This window comes from Isoptericola sp. NPDC019693, from assembly GCF_044389085.1.
Lineage (GTDB): Bacteria > Actinomycetota > Actinomycetes > Actinomycetales > Cellulomonadaceae > Isoptericola.
The window spans coordinates 296,269-312,488 of the sequence record NZ_JBIRXP010000005.1 but is presented as its reverse complement, the minus strand read 5'-3'; the positions used below and the strand labels follow the sequence as shown (position 1 = coordinate 312,488).

The following is a 16,220-nucleotide window of genomic DNA, read 5'->3' as shown; positions in this document are numbered from 1 at the left end:
AGGACGGTGGTACGGATGACGACGGTCGGTGCTCAGGGAAAGGGCCCCGTCGGCGGGCCGCGGACGATCGGGGTGGTCAGCCCCGTGCTCGGTGGCTACTACTTCGGGCGGGCGCTCGCGGGCGCGGCCCGGGTGCTGCGTGCGGGCCGCCACCGGGTGGTGGCGCTGCAGACCTATCCGGCGGACCTGGACCGCGCCGAGTTCCCCGCCGCACCGCGCCGGCGCACGCTGGTCGGCGGGGCGAGGTGCGACGGCCTCATCGTCGTCACGAGCGCGCTCGAGGACGACCGGCTGCGCGAGATCCACGACGCCGGGACGCCCCTGGTGCTCGTGGGCGTCGGCCCGGTCGAGGGGGTGTCCGCACCGAGCCTCGGCCCCGACAACGCCGGGGCGGCGCGGGTGGTCGTCGACCACCTCGTCGCGCACGGCCACCGGCGCATCGGATTCCTCGGCGCAGCGGACCAGACGGACACGCGCGAGCGGTACGACGCCTACCGCGCGGCGCTCCTGGCGCACGGCATCGAACCGCGTCCGGAGTGGCTCTACCGCACCCGCGACAACCAGGAGGCGGGCGCCCAGGTCGTCGCGCGGCGGCTGCTGGAGGCGGGCGACGGGACGCTGCCGACGACGGCCACGCTGGCCGCGACGGACCGCAACGCCGTCGGGTTCATGCGCGGGCTGCGGGCCCAGGGCCTGCCCCTCCCAGAGGCGCAGGCCGTGGTCGGGATCGACCACTCCGACCTCGGGGCGCGGATCCGCCCGCGCCTGTCCAGCGTGGACCTCCTGCACGACGCCGTCGGCGAGCGCGCCGCGCAGCTCGTGCTCGCGATGATCGCCGGAGAGCGGGTGACGGGGGAGCACCGCCTCGGCCGCTCGGCGCTGGTGCTGCGCGAGTCGTGCGGCTGCGACGCCGGGGCCCGCGGGCACGTCGTCGTGACCGGCGCGAGGACCGGAGGCCGCGAGAGCCTCGCGGGGGACGGCGACGAGCAGTGCGGCCCGGACGGCGACCGGCCGGGGGCGTCGGCCGGCCTGCCGGGCGGGACGGGCGCGGACCCCGGGCTGGACGACGTGGCGCCCGTGGTGCTCGCGCGCGAGCACGGCCGTGACGTGTGGGTGGCCGCGGTGCGGCAGGTCCTGGCGGTCGCGGTCGACCGCGGGCTGCGTGCCCCCGCCCCGGCGCTGCGGGCCCTCGCCGACGCGACGGCCCGCCTGCGACCGTCCCCCGACGCGCTCGAGCAGCTGGTGCCCGCCCTGCACGTGGAGGCGGCGCGGACCGTCCGGAGCCACCGTCGCGCCGCCGCTCGCCGGCTGTCGAAGCAGGACGGCGCGCCGGACCCGGCCCCGTCCGCGGCGACGGCGCTCGGCCCGGCGGCCCGCCGGACGGCGCTCGAGACGACGGTGCGCGACGTCGTCGTCGCGCTCGCGCGCGGGACGGTCGCGGGGACGCTGGGCCGGGCCGGGCGCCTCGAGCGCGAGCTCGCGGAGCAGTACGAGGTGGACCTCGAGATGATGCGGGCGGACGGCGACGCGCTGCGGAGCCTCGACTGGCTGCCGCGCGGGCACGCCGGGGTGGCAGCCCTCGCGCTCTGGGTCGACGACGCGGACGTGCCGGGCGGGCGGGTGCTGCAGGTGGTGGGCGCACGCGGGGGCGCGACAGGACAGCGCCGCCTCGTCGGGTCGACGTACCCCCCTCAGGAGTTCCCGCCCCCGGAGCTCACCGACCCGGCGTCGCCGACCGTCGTCGTGCCCGTCGGCTTCGGCAGCTCCGACCGCGGCGTGCTGGTCGTGAGCGGCCTCGTCGACACCCGGGCCACGAGCACGCGCGCCCGCTACAACCACTGGGCGGCCATGCTCGGGGTGGCGCTCGACGCCGAGGACACGCTCAGCGCCCTGCAGGCCCAGCGGCGCGAGCTCGCCGACGCCGCCGAGCGGGAGCGGGTGCTCGCCCTCGAGGTCGCAGCCGGGCACGAGCGGACCGCGCTGGTGTCGATCGCGTCCCACGACGGCACCTGGGACTGGGACGTCGAGGCGGGCCGGGTGCGCTACTCCGACGCCTGGGCCCGCATCGTGGGGTGCGACCCCGCCGGTGTCGGCGACGACCCGCAGGAGTGGTTGGGCCGCGTGCACCCGGACGACGTCCGCCGCGTGCAGTCCGCGGTGGCCGCACAGCTGTCCGGGTCGCACCAGCCGCTCGACGTCGAGCACCGGCTGCGCGCCGCCGACGGGCGGCACGTGACCGTGCGCTGCCGCGCGGTCACCGTGCACGACGCGGGCGGCCGTGCCGCGCGCATGGTGGGGGCGATGGCGGTGGTCTCGGACGTCACGCTGTTCCGCAGCGAGCTGCGCGAGCGGGTGCTGGTGGACCCCGACACCGGGCTCGTGGCGCGCGAGCTGTTCGTCGACCGGTTGGAGCGGGCGATCTCCCGCGCCCGCCGGGTCGGGGCGTACGGCTGGCAGGTCGTCGTCGCCGGCTTCCCCGCGCCGCCGCCCGCACTGGCGCTGCGCAGGCTGCACGGGGAGCTCAATCAGGACGACTGCGCCTACGGCCCCGCGCCCCGCGACGTCGTCGTGCTGCTCGACGGCGTGGACGCCGCCGCGGCCCGTGCCCGTGCCGCGCGGCTGCGAGCCGTGCTGGGGGAGCAGACCGTCGTCGAGCACGCCGCCGGCACAGGGCACCCCGGGCCCGCGCCCGAGGGCCCTCTCGGGTCGCCGGGCCGCGGGGACGCCATCGAGGTGCTGCGGCGGGCGGGGGACCTGCTGGCCCGTCGCCGCACGTCGATGGCGCCGCCACGGACGCCCGGAGCCTGAGCGACACCTGAAACGTTTCCGTGCGTTGCCGGGGCGGCGGGGCCGCGACCAGCCTCGGAGGGTGCTCGACGCCCCCGTCGCCGCCGGCGGACCGCGGGGCGGGGCGAGCCTCCCGAGGATGAGAGGTGCACGCACGATGCGACGACCACTGCCACGAACACAGCCACGACCGCTGCCACGCACGACCCGGGCGCACCCGGAGCCGGGGCGCGTCCGCCGCGCCGTCGCCGTGGGCACCACGCTCGCGGCGCTGGCGGCGCTCGCCGCCGCCGGGCCGTCGGCAGCCGCGCTCGGCGCACCGGCCGCGGCGCCGCCCGCGGCGAGCGCGACCGCCGAGCGCACCCTGCTGGTGGACGGCGAGTACACCCAGCGGTTCCTGGAGCTCTACGACAAGATCCACGACCCCGCCAACGGCTACTTCTCGCCCCAGGGCATCCCGTACCACGCGGTCGAGACGCTCATGGTCGAGGCCCCGGACTACGGGCACGAGACCACCAGCGAGGCGTACTCGTTCTGGCTGTGGCTCGAGACGTCCTACGGCCAGGTGACGGGCGACTGGGAGCCGTTCAACCATGCCTGGGACACGCTCGAGCAGTACATGATCCCGACCACGGAGAACCAGCCGACCAACGCGGCCTACGATCCGGGCAAGCCGGCCACGTATGCGCCGGAGTTCGACCACCCCAGCCGGTACCCGTCCCAGCTCGACACCGGGGTGTCCGTGGGGCGCGACCCGATCGGTGCCGAGCTGAGGTCCACCTACGGCACCCCCGAGGTGTACGGGATGCACTGGCTGGCCGACGTCGACAACGTGTACGGGTTCGGCGCCGCGCCGGGCTCGTCCGAGCTGCTGGGGCCGGACCACGAGGGCACCTCGTACATCAACACCTTCCAGCGCGGCCCGCAGGAGTCCGTGTGGGAGACGATCCCGCAGCCGTCGATCGACGACTTCTCCTACGGTGGCGAGAACGGGTACCTCGACCTGTTCACCGGCGACGCGTCGTACGCGAAGCAGTGGAAGTACACCAACGCGCCCGACGCCGACGCCCGCGCCGTCGAGGCCGCCTACTGGGCCAACAAGTTCGCCGCCGAGCAGGGGCAGCCCGAGGCGGTGGCCGACACGGTCGGCAAGGCGTCGAAGATGGGCGACTACCTGCGCTACGCCCTGTTCGACAAGTACTTCAAGACGCCGGGCTGCGAGTCCACGTCGTGCCCGGCGGGCACCGGCCGCGACAGCGCGCACTACCTGCTGTCCTGGTACTACGCGTGGGGCGGGGCGCTCGACACCGCCTCGCCCTGGGCGTGGCGCATCGGCTCCAGCCACGCCCACTTCGGGTACCAGAACCCGATGGCGGCGTGGGCGCTGTCGAGCGACCCGGACCTCGCGCCCGCGTCCCCGACCGCGTCCGACGACTGGGCCACGAGCCTCGACCGCCAGCTCGAGCTGTTCCAGTGGCTCCAGGCGCCCGAGGGCGGCATCGCCGGCGGCGCGACCAACAGCTGGGAGGGGCACTACGCCGACCGGCCCGACGACGTCGCGACCTTCTACGGCATGGCCTACCAGGAGGCGCCCGTCTACCACGACCCGCCCTCCAACCAATGGATGGGCATGCAGGGCTGGGGCGTGGAGCGCATCGCGCAGCTGTACGAGGAGACCGGCGACGCGCGTGCCGAGGCCGTCCTCGACAAGTGGGTGCCGTGGGTGATCGACCACATCACCGTCACGGACGACTCGTGGCAGATCCCGTCGAACCTGTCCTGGTCGGGCCAGCCCGACGACTGGGACGCCGCGGACCCCGGCGACAACTCCGGCCTCTCCGTCGAGGTCACGGGCTATGGCCAGGACGTCGGCGTCGCCGGCGCGCTCGCCCGGTCGCTCATGTACTACGCGGCCGGCGGCGAGGGGGAGCAGCACGCGCAGGCGCAGCAGGTCGCGCACGACCTGCTCGACGCGATCTGGACCCAGAACAGCGACCCGCTCGGCGTCGCCACGACGGAGACCCGCGCCGACTACTCGCGGTTCGACGACGTCCTGTCCTCGCCCGACGGCGACGGGGTGTACGTCCCCGAGGGGTGGACCGGCACGATGCCGAACGGTGACGAGATCCGCGCCGGTTCCTCGTTCCTCGACCTGCGGTCGTTCTACACCGACGACCCGCAGTGGCAGAAGGTGCAGGACCACCTGGACGGCGGCCCGGCCCCGGAGTTCACCTACCACCGGTTCTGGGCGCAGACGGCGGTCGCGACAGCGCTCGCGGACTACGACCGGCTGTTCGGCGAGGACGCCACGCCCGACGACACCGAGGCGCCGAGCGTGCCGCAGGGCGTGACGGCCACGGCGGACGGCACGAGCGTGACGGTGGGCTGGTCGGCGTCGACCGACGACACCCGGGTGACCGGCTATCAGGTCAGCCGGGACGGCGAGGTCGTCGGCTCGGTGGGCGGCACGGCGACGTCGTTCGTCGACGAGGGTCTCGAGCCGGAGACGGCGTACTCGTACTCGGTCACGGCGCGGGACGCGGCGGGCAACGTCTCGGCGTCGTCCGCCCCGGTGAGCGTGACCACGGGCGCGGACGACGGCGGTCCGGGTCCGGTCGAGGGTGCGTGCACCGCGGTGTACTCCACGACGAACTCGTGGTCGGGCGGCTACCAGGGCCAGATCGTGGTCACCGCGGGCGACGACGGTGCTCCGGGGTGGACGGTGACCGCTCCGGCTGGCCTGTCCACCACGAACCTGTGGGGCGGTGTGCTCTCGGGCGGCACGATCACCGGGGCGGCGTGGAACGCCGACCTGGCCCCGGGTGCGTCCGCGACGGTGGGCTTCGTCGCCAACGGCACCGCGCCCGCGGCCGGCCCGCTGTCCTGCAGCTGACCTCGCCGAGGTAGTCACCATCCTGCCGAGGTAGTTCTCCCCGTGCCGAGGTAGTTCGAACCGCGTCGAGGTAGTGGACCAGACCACTACCTCGACACGGGGAGAACTACCTCGGCACGGTTCGGACTACCTCGCGTCAGCTCAGCAGGCCCAGCACCGCGCGCTCGGCGGCGGAGCGGGTGCGGGTCGGGCCGATGGTCTCGCCGTGCTCCCACAGGTCGACCAGGCGCGGGTCGATGTACGACGCGCGGGCGACCGCCGGGGTGTTGCCGAGCTCCTCGGCGACGTCGCGCACGATCTCCGCCACCACCCGCCGCCGCGCCCGCTGTGAGCGCGGCGGGGGGCCGACGTCGGCCAGCGCCCGCGCCGCCATCACGGTGGCGTGCCAGGTGCGGAAGTCCTTCGGTGTCGCGTCGTCGCCGAGGCGGTCCTTGACGGTGGCCTGCACGTCCGCGCTGGTCACGTCGTGCCAGCCGTCGGCGCCCTCCTTCCAGGCGAGGAGGTCGGTGCCGCCGCGGCGGCGCTTGAGGGTCGTGACGAGCGCGGCCACCACCGGGTCCTCGACGAGCACGTCCCGCACCTGCCCGGACTTGGCGGGGTACCGGAAGTGCACGGTCCCGTCGCGGCGCACGGTGGCGTGCTCCTTGCGGATGGTCGCGAGGCCGTAGCTGCGGTGCTTGGCGGCGTAGACCTCCCCGCCGGCCCGGAAGTACGCGTCGTCGAGCAGGCGGAACGCGAGGGCGAGCACGCGACGGCGCCCGGTGCCGTCGCGGTGCAGGTCGCGGGTGACGCCGGCACGGGCGGCCGGCAGCCGACGGCCCACCTCGAGGACGTGGTCGTGCTTGCGGCGGGCCCGCCGCGCCTGCCACTCCTCGTGGTAGAGGTACTGGCCGCGACCGGCGTCGTCGCGCCCGAACGCCTGCAGGTGGCCGTCCGGGTACGGGCAGATCCACACGTCGGTCCAGGCGGGCGGGACGGCGAGCCGCGTGCAGCGGGCCACCTCCGCCTCGTCGTCGAGCGGCACACCGGTGACGTCGAGGAAGACCCATCCGTCGCCCTTCGCGCGGCGCGCGTAGCCGGGGGAGGAGGCGGAGACGCGGCGCAGTCGCACGCGCACAGTGTGCGGCGGGCGCGGCGTCCCCGCAGCGCAGCCGGGACGTCAGGCGGGCAGCCGGATCATGCCCTCCTGCGCGATGCTCGCGACCAGGTGCCCCTCCCGGTCGTACACGCGGGCCAGGCCGAGGCCGCGCCCGCCCTGCGCCCCCGGCGACTCCTGCACGTACAGCAGCCAGTCGTCGGCGCGCGCGTCGCGGTGGAACCACATGGCGTGGTCGAGGCTCGCCATCGGCACGGCGCGGCCGACGTCGATCCAGGACCGCCCCGCCTGGCGCAGCACCGGCTCGAGCATCACCTGGTCGCACGCGAACGCGAGCAGCGCGCGGTGCAGCAGCGGGTCGTCCGAGCCGATGGCGTGCCGGGCGCGCACCCACACCTGCTGGGTGGGCTTCGGCTGCGGGTCGGGGCCCAGGTACAGCGAGCCGCCCACGTGGCGCAGGTCGAACGCCGACTCGTGCGACCAGAACTTCGCGGCCGGGTGGTCGATGCCGTCGAGCACCTCGATCGCCGACGGCACGTCCTCGGGCGCGGGGACGCCCGGCGGGGCGGGCTCCGCGGCCTCGTAACCGGGCTGGTCGGTCTGGAACGACACCGTCAGCGACAGGATCGGCTTGTTGTCCTGGATGGCGTGCGTGCGGCGGGCGCTGAACGACCGGCCGTCGCGCAGCCGCTCGACGGCGAAGTCGATGGGCGTGTCCAGGGCACCCTCGCGCAGGAAGTAGGCGTGCAGCGAGTGGGGCAGCCGGTCGTCGTCGACCGTGCGCCCGCACGCGAGCAGCGCCTGGGCCAGCACCTGGCCGCCGTACACGCGGCGGCCCGGGCCGGGGACGCTGTCCCCGCGCCACAGGTCGTCCTCGCCGCGGGGGCCCCAGCCGTCGACCTCACGCAGGTCGAGCGTCGCCAGGAGGCGGTCCAGCGCGTCGGGGATGCCCGCCGGGGCCGGGGTGGTGGTGGACGTCTCGCTCACGCGCGCTCCAGTCGGGGTGGCCGGGTGGGTCGGGGTCACTCGTCGAACGTGTTGATCATGCTGTACGCCGCCCGCTCCAGGTAGTCCCACAGCTGGGACTCGTGGATCGGCGCCAGGTCGAGCGCGTCGACGGCGGTGCGCATGTGCCGCAGCCAGCGGTCGCGCGCGTCGGGGTTGACCTTGAACGGCGCGTGCCGCATGCGCAGCCGCGGATGGCCGCGCTGCTGGCTGTACGTGGTGGGGCCACCCCAGTACTGCTCGAGGAACAGGGTGAGCCGCACCTTCGCCGGCCCGAGGTCCTCCTCCGGGTACATGGGGCGCAGCACCTCGTCGGTCGCGACGCCCTCGTAGAACACGTCCACGAGGCGCTCGAACGTGGCGTGCCCGCCCACCGCGTCGTAGAACGTGGCGGGCGACGTCTCGCGCGACGGCACGGGAGGCGTCGCGGGTGAAGTCTGGTCGGTCACGGGCTCATCCTCCCAGACACCCGTGGCGCCGCTGCTCCCGCTCTGCGCCCCGGGGCGTTACGCTGATCACGGACCTGCAACGACGCACTCCACGGGAGGCCCCCATGACCATCGCCCCGCACAAGGCCGACGACATCCTCGCGGCGCTCGGCGGAAGCCGGAACGTCGTCGAGCTCGAGCCGTGCATCACGCGGCTGCGGGTCGAGGTGAGCGACCCGGCCCTCGTGGACGACCAGGGGCTCAAGGCGTCGGGCGCGTTCGGCGTGGTGCGCTCGGGCCGCGTGGTCCAGGTGATCGTGGGCCCGGAGGCCGACGACCTGGCCGCCCAGATGGACCCGCTGCTCGTCCCCTGATCCCCGAACCTCCCGCCGGCCGGAGGCTCAGGCCTCGGTCCCCTGCTCGAGGACGGCCGGCTCTGCGTCTCCCGTCGCCACGAGGACGCCCGCGGCACGCAGCTCCGCCTGGGCGCGACGGCGCAGCTCGCGCGAGACCTCCCATTGGTCGCCGGGGCGCGTCTGCGCGTGCAGCGTGAACGACATCGTGATGTCGTTGACGGCGTCCACGCCGCGCACCGACGGCGCCTCGAGGAGCAGCGGGGACAGCTCCGGGTCGCCGTGCACGTCGTCGGCGGCGCGGCCCAGGGCGGTACGGATCACCTCGATGTCGGCGTCGACCGGCACGCGCACCTCCGCGACGGCGCGCGACCACTGCTGCGTCATGTTGCCGGCCCGCAGGATCTCGCCGTTGCGGACGTACCAGAGCGTGCCGTCGAAGGCGCGCACCTGCGTCACGCGCAGCTGCACCTCCTCGACGGTGCCCGTCGCGCCGGAACCCAGGTCGACGACGTCGCCCACGCCGAACTGGTCCTCCACGAGCAGGAAGATGCCGGAGATGAAGTCCTTCACCAGGGCCTGGGCACCGAAACCGATGGCGATACCGACGACCCCGGCGGAGGCGATCAGGGGAGCGACGTTGACGCCCACCTCCTCCAGGATCATCAGCAGCATGATCGTGCCGACCACGACGTTGGCGGAGGACCGCAGCACGGAGCCCACCGTGCGCGCCCGTTGCGCCCGTCGCTGCTTGGCCAGCGGGTTGGCCATGGCCAACGCGTCCTCCACGAAGGGGGCCCGGTTGAGGTACCGACGCCACGCCGTCGACGCCGAGGGGCCCTCCGTCGTCTTCGTCCCCGCTCCCGTGGCGATGCGCTCCGTGACGTGCGCGATGACCCGGCGCAGCAGCGCCAGGACGACGCCGCCGATCGCCAGGATGATGAGGACGTGCAGGGGCCAGTCGGTGAACCACTCCCAGAACGACGAACCGGCGTCCGCAGCGGCCTTGATGGTGTCCTCGACGCTCGACTCGGTGCTGGTGGTGCTCGGGCTGGGGGTGGGCTCCGGTGTCACCACCGTCGGGGCAGCGGTCCGGAGCATGGAGATCACGGGGGTCACCCGCCCACGGTAGCGAGCGCGCCCGCGGTGACGAAACGTCGGCGGGCCCCGCACCGTGCCGCGTGGGCGGACGGCCTGGTCGCGCGGGGGATGGCAGGATCGTCCCCGTGAGCAAGGAGCAGCCGACCACCCCGGACGACGCCCGCGACGAGTCCCCGGACGGCGTCCGGGACGATCCGGACGGCGCGTCCGAGACCGCGCGGGCCGTGCGGGCGGAGGAGGCGGGCTCCGAGGACGCCGGCTCCTCGGCGGCGGAGGCCGCGCCCGCACCGGCGGCCGGCACCCCGGACGACGCGAGCGCGGAGCTGCGCGAGCTGGCCGAGGCGTACGGCGTGCTCGGCGAGCACCACGGCTTCGGCGGCGAGCTGGTGGCCGCGCCGGCGTCCACCCTCGTGGCGGTCCTGGGCGCGCTCGGCGTGCCGGCGGGGACGCCCCAGCAGGTGACGCACAGCCTGCAGCGCGCTCGCGACGAGGAGTGGCGCGCCGTCCTGCCGCCCACGGTCGTCGTGCGCGAGGGGGCCGGGACGCAGGTGCCCGTGCACGTCACGGACGGCGCGGCCGTGCACGTGTGGCTCGAGCTCGACGGCGCGGAGCCCGCGGCTCGCGAGCACGCGGTGCGCCGCCGCCGCGACCTCGAGCAGCTCGACGTCCTCGTCGAGCCCCGCTCCGTGGACGGCCGGCGCGTGGGTCGCGCGACCTTCGCCCTGCCCGACGACCTGCCGCTGGGGTGGCACTCGCTGCACGCGCTCACCGAGGGGCACGAGTCCCGCGCCACGGTGGTCGTCACCCCGCGGCGGCTCGCGCTGCCCGCCGGGCTCGAGGACGACCAGTGGTGGGGGTTCCTCGTCCAGCTCTACTCGGTGCGCTCGCGCACGTCGTGGGGCGTGGGCGACCTGGCGGACCTGGCGGACCTCGCCTGGCTGACGGCGCACCGCGCGGGCGCGGACTTCGTGGGCGTGAACCCGCTGTCCGCCACCGAGCCCGTGACGCCCGTGACGCCGTCGCCGTACCTGCCGACCAGCCGGCGCTTCCTCAGCCCGCTGTACGTGCGGGTCGAGGACATCCCGGAGACGGCGTACCTGTCGGCGGCGGACCGCTCCCTCGTCGAGTGGGCGGCCGACCCCGTGCGCGACCTCGTGGCGGACCCGGGCGCCCTGGACCGCGACGCGGTGTGGGAGGCCAAGAAGGCCGCGCTCGAGGTGGTGTTCACCGCGCCGCGGCGTGCCGCGCGCGAGGCCGCCTATCAGGAGTTCGTCACGGAGGAGGGCGCCGGCCTGCGCGACTTCGCCACGTGGTGCGCGATCGTCGAGCACCTCGGCTCCCGCCCGCGGCCCGACGAGCTGGGCGACCCCGCGTCGCCCGCCGTCGCCGCGCTGCGCGAGCAGCTGGCCGAGCGTGTCGAGTTCTACGTGTGGCTGCAGTGGGTGGCCGACGAGCAGAAGCAGACCGCCCAACGGGTGGCGCGCGAGGCCGGGATGCGGATCGGCATCATGCACGACCTGGCCGTCGGCGCCCACCCGCAGGGCGCGGACGCGTGGGCGCACCGCGACGTCCTCGCGCGCGGCGTCTCGGTCGGCGCGCCCCCGGACATGTACAACCAGCAGGGCCAGGCCTGGTCGCAGCCGCCGTGGAACCCGCGGGCGCTCGCCCGCGCCGGCTACGCGCCGTACCGCGACATGCTGCGCACGGCGCTGCGGCACGCCGGCGCACTGCGCGTCGACCACGTCCTGGGGCTGTTCCGGCAGTGGTGGGTGCCCGAAGAGTCCTCGCCGGCGGACGGCGCGTACGTGCGCTACGACCACGAGGCGCTGCTCGGCATCCTGTGCCTGGAGGCGCACCGCGCGGGCGCCGTCGTGGTGGGGGAGGACCTCGGCGTCTTCGAGCCGTGGGTGCGCGACGAGCTCGCCGACCGCGGCGTGCTCGGCACCTCGGTGCTGTGGTTCGAGAAGGATGACGGCCGGCCGCTCGAGCCGGAGAGGTATCGGCGCATGTCGCTCGCGACCGTCGGCACGCACGACATGCCGCCCGCCGCCGGCTACCTCGCCGGGGAGCACGTGGACCTGCGCGAGCGGCTCGGCCTGCTCGCCGACGACGCCCAGGAGCTGCGCGCCGCGGCCCGGGCCGAGCGCGACCAGGCTGTGTTGGCCCTCGCCGTGCGCGGGCTCGTCTCCGACCATCCGTCCGAGCGCGAGATCGTCGAGGGGCTGCACCGCTACCTGCGGAGGTCGCCGGCCGCCCTGGTGGGCGTGCAGCTCACCGACGCCGTCGGCGAGCGGCGCACGCAGAACCAGCCCGGCACGGACCAGGAGTACCCGAACTGGAAGGTCCCGCTGGCTGACGGGTCGGGGAACGTCGTCCTGGTCGACGACCTCTTCGACAACGCCCGGCTGCGCTCCCTGGTCCAGGCTGTCCGCACCGCGCGGTAGCAGCGCCCCCGACGCACGGAACCCCGCCCGGTCGACCGACCGGGCGGGGTTCCGTGCGTCAGCGGCCCGTCAGCGGGCGTCGACGGCCTGCGCGGCGAGCGCCCGCTCGGTGCCGGCAAGCTGCTCCACGACCATGCGGCGCAGGGCGGCGGGCGCGTCGGCGTTCGCGTCGAGCCAGCCGCGCACGGCGTCACGCAGCGCGGCCGAGGCGAGCGGCGCCGGGTAGAGCCCCTCGATGAGCTCCTCCGCGATGTGGTAGCTGCGCGTGGTCCAGATCGGCAGCAGCGCGTCGACGTAGCGGGCGGCGAACGGCTCCAGCACGGCCGGGTCGGTCACGTGCACGAAGCCGGCGGCCGTGGAGCGGATGATCGCGTTCGGGACGTCCGCCTGGTCGACGACGGACGCGAACGCGGCCTCCTTGCCCGCGACGGTCGGCGTGGCCGCGCGCGCCCGGGCGGCCGCCTGCCGGCCGGTGGCCGTGTCGTCCTGCGCGAGGGCGGCGTCGATCTCGGCGTCGTCGGCCGCGCCGAGGAGCACGAGGCTCTCCAGCAGCTCCCACCGCAGGTCGGTGTCCACCGTGAGCCCGTCGAGCGCGACCGAGCCGTCGAGCAGACCGCGCAGCGGGGCCACGTGGTCGGACGTCGACGCGAGCTGCGCGAAGAACTTCACGAGCTGGAGCTGCAGGTCGGAGCCCGCGGCCGCCTCCTGCGCGAGGTCCCACAGCCGGTCGCCGATGCGCGCCAGCGTGGCGGCGCGGCGCTCCGGCGCCACGTACGACCGCGCCGCCAGGCCGAGCTGGTTGAGCGTGGTGCGCACCGTGGTGGACTCCGTCTCGGCGGCGATGTTGCCGAGCACGAGGTCGACGTACGCCGAGGCCGGGGTCTCGCCGTCGCGCACCGCGTCCCACACCGAGCCCCACACGAGCGAGCGGGCCAGCGGGTCGCTGATGCGCGACAGGTGCTCCAGGGCCGCGGCGAGCGACGCCTCGTCGAGGCGGATCTTGGCGTAGGCGAGGTCCTCGTCGTTCAGCAGCACGAGCGCCGGGCGCTCGCGGCCGACGAGGTCCTCCACCTCGGTGCGCTCGCCGTCCACGTCGATGACGACCTGGTGGGTGCGGGCCAGCGCCCCGTCGACCAGGTCGTAGAAGCCGATGCCGAGGCGGTGCGGGCGGATGGTCGGGTAGTCGGCCGGGGCCGACTGCAGCACCGCGAAGCCGGTGATGCGGCCCTCCGCGTCGACCTCGACCTCGGGGCGCAGCGTGTTCACGCCCGCCGTCTCGAGCCACGCCTTCGACCAGGCGGTCAGGTCGCGGCCGCTGGTCGCCTCGAGCTCGACCAGCAGGTCGCGCAGCTCCGTGTTGGACCAGGCGTGCTTGCGGAAGTACGCGGACACGCCGCTCAGGAACTCGTCCCGCCCGACCCACGCCGCGAGCTGCTTGAGCACCGACGCGCCCTTGGCGTAGGTGATGCCGTCGAAGTTGACCTGCACGTCCTCCAGGTCACGGATCTCCGCGACGATCGGGTGCGTGGAGGGCAGCTGGTCCTGGCGGTACGCCCACGTCTTCTCCATCGCGGAGAACGTGGTCCACGCGGCCTCCCACTCGGTGGCCTCGGCGGTGGCGAGGGTGGACGCGTACTCGGCGAACGACTCGTTCAGCCACAGGTCGTTCCACCACTTCATGGTGACGAGGTCGCCGAACCACATGTGGGCCAGCTCGTGCAGGATCGTCACGACGCGGCGCTCGCGGACGGCGTCGGTCACCTGGGAGCGGAACACGTACGACTCGGTGAACGTGACGCAGCCCGGGTTCTCCATCGCGCCCATGTTGTACTCGGGCACGAACAGCTGGTCGTACTTGTCGAACGGGTACGGCACGCCGAACGTGGACTCGTAGAACGCGAAGCCCTTGCGGGTGGTCTCCATGATGTAGTCCGCGTCCAGGTGCTCCGCGAGCGAGGAGCGGCAGAAGACGCCGAGCGGGATCGTGCGGCCGTCGGACGACGTCAGTTCTCCGCGCTGGACGGCGTACGGCCCGGCCACGAGGGCCACGAGGTAGGAGGAGATGCGGGGGGTCGGCTCGAACGCCCACGTCGCGGCCGGCGCGTCGGCGTCCGTCGCGTGCGTGGCCGGCGTCGGCTCGGGGGTGGGCTGGTTGGAGACGACCTCCCAGGCGGCGGGAGCCGTGACGGTGACCTGGTACGGCGCCTTGAGGTCCGGCTGCTCGAAGGTGGCGAACACGCGGCGGGCGTCGGGCACCTCGAACTGGGTGTAGAGGTAGACCTCGCCGTCCACCGGGTCCACGAAGCGGTGCAGGCCCTCGCCCGTGTTCATGTAGGCGCAGTCCGCGACGACCCGGAGCTCGTTCGTCGCGGCCAGGCCGGTCAGCGAGATGCGCGAGTCGGCGAACGCCTCCGCCGGGTCCAGGGCGACGCCGTTGAGCACGATCTCGCGCACGCTCGGGGCGACCAGGTCGACGAACGTGCTCGCGCCGGGGGTGGCGGAGAACCGGATGACGGTGGTGGACGCGAACGTGGTCGGTCCGGTGGTGAGGTCGAGGTCGATCGCGTACGACTCGACGTCGGTGACGACGTCGGCGCGCTCGATCGCCTCGGCGCGGGTCAGGTTCTCTCCGGGCACGGGTTCTCCCTCGTCTCAAGGTGGTGCAGCGCGTGATGGGCGCGCAGGCTCGCGCACGATGATGCCACCTCGGGCCTGCCCGGACGCACGGGATTCCCGGGCTGCGGCGCGGACGGGCGGGGGACGGGTTCGACCGCCGAGACCCGATCGTGACATCCTGCCCGGTGCGTCGCCGCCGCGGGGGTGCCCGCCACCGGCCGGGCGACGACCGAGGAGTGACTGGAGGGAGTCCAGATGTCCGGCACCGTTCCGCCGCCCCCGCCGGGGTCCGACGGCAGGCCGCCGTCCGTGCCGCCGGGGGTGCCGTCGACGTCGCCGGCCGGAGGGGTGCGGCGCGTCGCGTCCGCGTACCAGCGGCCCGCCGCGGTCGACCCCCTGGCCGGGGAGCCGTTGCAGCAGGTCACCGCGCCGGCGTCGGCCACGCCGCCCGCCACACCGCCCGCCACACCGCCCGCCACACCGCCCGGCCCGCCCACCACGCCGCCGGGCGGGGCGTCGACCGTGCACGCGCCGGTGCCCCCGCCGCCGGACGCGGCGGGCCCGCCGCCGTACCAGCCCGCCGGTCCCTCGTACCAGGCGTCCGCGCAGCACACGCAGCAGATGCCTCCGGTCGTGCCGTCGGCGCCCTCGGCGCAGTACCCGCCCGCCTACGCGGCGCAGCCGTCGTACCCGGCGCAGCCGTCCTACGCCCCGGCGCCGGTGGCCCCCGCGGCGGCGACGCAGGTCCAGCAGCCCGTGCCCGCGCAGCAGCCCGTGCCCGCGCAGCAGCCCGTGCCCGCGCAGCAGGCGGCGCCGGTGTACGCCGCCCCGGCCGCGGTCGGCGCACCACCGCCCCCGCCCGCCGCGCCGTCCCCGCCGGCCGCGCCACGTCGCCGCCGGCGGCTCTCGGCCGGGTGGATCGCGTTCATCGCGGTGGACGCGGTGCTCATCGTGACGATGGTCGTGCTCGCCGTGCAGATGTTCGGCGGGCCGGCGCCCACCGCCCCGCAGGCGGGAGGCGGGGCTGCGGTGTCGCAGGAGCCGTCGGCGTCGGCGTCGGAGGAGGCGCCGATGCAGGGCGAGGCGGTGGCACACTTCGCGGCGCCGTCCAAGAACATCACGTGCTCGATCTACGCCGACGGCGCGTCCTGCGGGATCGCGCAGCTCAACCAGCAGCCCGCCCCGATGGAGGGCTGCGACGGCACCACCGGCTACGTGGTGACCGTCGACGGTGAGGGCAAGGTCGCCCAGCCGTGCGTCCCGAAGGGCGAGCAGCCGAAGGCCGCCGGCGGCGACGTGGACGTCCTGGAGTACGGCGACTCGATCACCGAGGGCGACTACACGTGCACCAGCGAGGAGACCGGCATGTCGTGCACGCACGACCCCACGGGCAACGGCTTCTCCCTCGCCCGGGCGGGCATCGGCACGAGCTGAGACCGGACGTCGCCGAGACCCGGACGCGCCACCCCTGACGCGCCACCCCTGACGCGACGAAGC

General features: G+C 75.0%; 10 protein-coding genes. 5 read left to right on the top strand and 5 right to left on the bottom strand.

The genetic code is table 11. The features are described from left to right. Nucleotides 1-15 precede the first annotated feature (15 nt). Nucleotides 16-2,808 (top strand): substrate-binding domain-containing protein, encoded by a 2,793-nt coding sequence (locus tag ACH436_RS16560; protein WP_430561285.1) that lies wholly within the window; start codon nucleotides 16-18, stop codon nucleotides 2,806-2,808. A gap of 136 nt (nucleotides 2,809-2,944) precedes the next feature. Further along, entirely contained in the window at nucleotides 2,945-5,680 is a 2,736-nt protein-coding gene (locus ACH436_RS16555; protein WP_430561284.1) for a glycoside hydrolase family 48 protein, read from the top strand. Nucleotides 5,681-5,816: 136 nt separating this feature from the next. On the opposite strand, the gene ACH436_RS16550 is transcribed toward ACH436_RS16555, so the two are convergent. Genes ACH436_RS16550 through ACH436_RS16540 form a run of 3 tightly spaced genes read right to left on the bottom strand, consistent with a single transcriptional unit; the run spans nucleotide 5,817 to nucleotide 8,197 of the window. Then, nucleotides 5,817-6,791: a DNA topoisomerase IB gene (locus ACH436_RS16550; protein ID WP_430561283.1), complete on the bottom strand. Its 975-nt coding sequence runs from the start codon at nucleotides 6,789-6,791 to the stop codon at nucleotides 5,817-5,819. Nucleotides 6,792-6,839: 48 nt separating this feature from the next. Next, a complete protein-coding gene (locus ACH436_RS16545) occupies nucleotides 6,840-7,763 on the bottom strand; it encodes an acyl-CoA thioesterase (RefSeq protein ID WP_430561282.1) in 924 nt (307 codons plus the stop codon). A 35-nt stretch (nucleotides 7,764-7,798) separates the two neighbouring features. Next, on the bottom strand, nucleotides 7,799-8,197 hold the full coding sequence (locus ACH436_RS16540; protein WP_430561349.1) for a globin: 399 nt from the start codon (nucleotides 8,195-8,197) through the stop codon (nucleotides 7,799-7,801). Nucleotides 8,198-8,334: 137 nt separating this feature from the next. On the opposite strand from ACH436_RS16540, the gene ACH436_RS16535 reads away from it, so the two are divergent. Next, on the top strand, nucleotides 8,335-8,583 hold the full coding sequence (locus ACH436_RS16535) for a glucose PTS transporter subunit EIIB (protein WP_430561281.1): 249 nt from the start codon (nucleotides 8,335-8,337) through the stop codon (nucleotides 8,581-8,583). Nucleotides 8,584-8,610: 27 nt separating this feature from the next. Here the strand turns inward: ACH436_RS16535 and ACH436_RS16530 are convergent, their stop codons facing one another. Then, complete coding sequence (locus ACH436_RS16530; protein ID WP_430561280.1) at nucleotides 8,611-9,681, bottom strand: mechanosensitive ion channel family protein; 1,071 nt, start codon at nucleotides 9,679-9,681, stop codon at nucleotides 8,611-8,613. A gap of 305 nt (nucleotides 9,682-9,986) precedes the next feature. Here ACH436_RS16530 and malQ point away from each other — a divergent pair, with 305 nt between their 5' ends. Then, nucleotides 9,987-12,107, top strand: a complete 2,121-nt coding sequence (malQ, locus tag ACH436_RS16525) for a 4-alpha-glucanotransferase (RefSeq protein ID WP_430561348.1) — start codon at nucleotides 9,987-9,989, stop codon at nucleotides 12,105-12,107. Nucleotides 12,108-12,176: 69 nt separating this feature from the next. On the opposite strand, the gene pepN is transcribed toward malQ, so the two are convergent. After that, complete coding sequence (gene pepN, locus ACH436_RS16520; protein ID WP_430561279.1) at nucleotides 12,177-14,744, bottom strand: aminopeptidase N; 2,568 nt, start codon at nucleotides 14,742-14,744, stop codon at nucleotides 12,177-12,179. Between the two features lie 234 nt (nucleotides 14,745-14,978). On the opposite strand from pepN, the gene ACH436_RS16515 reads away from it, so the two are divergent. Next, entirely contained in the window at nucleotides 14,979-16,157 is a 1,179-nt protein-coding gene (locus ACH436_RS16515) for a hypothetical protein (RefSeq protein WP_430561278.1), read from the top strand. The last annotated feature ends 63 nt before the right edge of the window (nucleotides 16,158-16,220 follow it).

Excerpts from the sequence above, each read along its gene's own strand:
- ACH436_RS16555 (WP_430561284.1), top strand. The coding sequence starts at position 2,945 with ATGCGACGACCACTGCCACGAACACAGCCACGACCGCTGCCACGCACG.
- ACH436_RS16535 (WP_430561281.1), top strand. The coding sequence starts at position 8,335 with ATGACCATCGCCCCGCACAAGGCCGACGACATCCTCGCGGCGCTCGGC.
- ACH436_RS16560 (WP_430561285.1), top strand. The coding sequence starts at position 16 with ATGACGACGGTCGGTGCTCAGGGAAAGGGCCCCGTCGGCGGGCCGCGG.
- ACH436_RS16515 (WP_430561278.1), top strand. The coding sequence starts at position 14,979 with ATGTCCGGCACCGTTCCGCCGCCCCCGCCGGGGTCCGACGGCAGGCCG.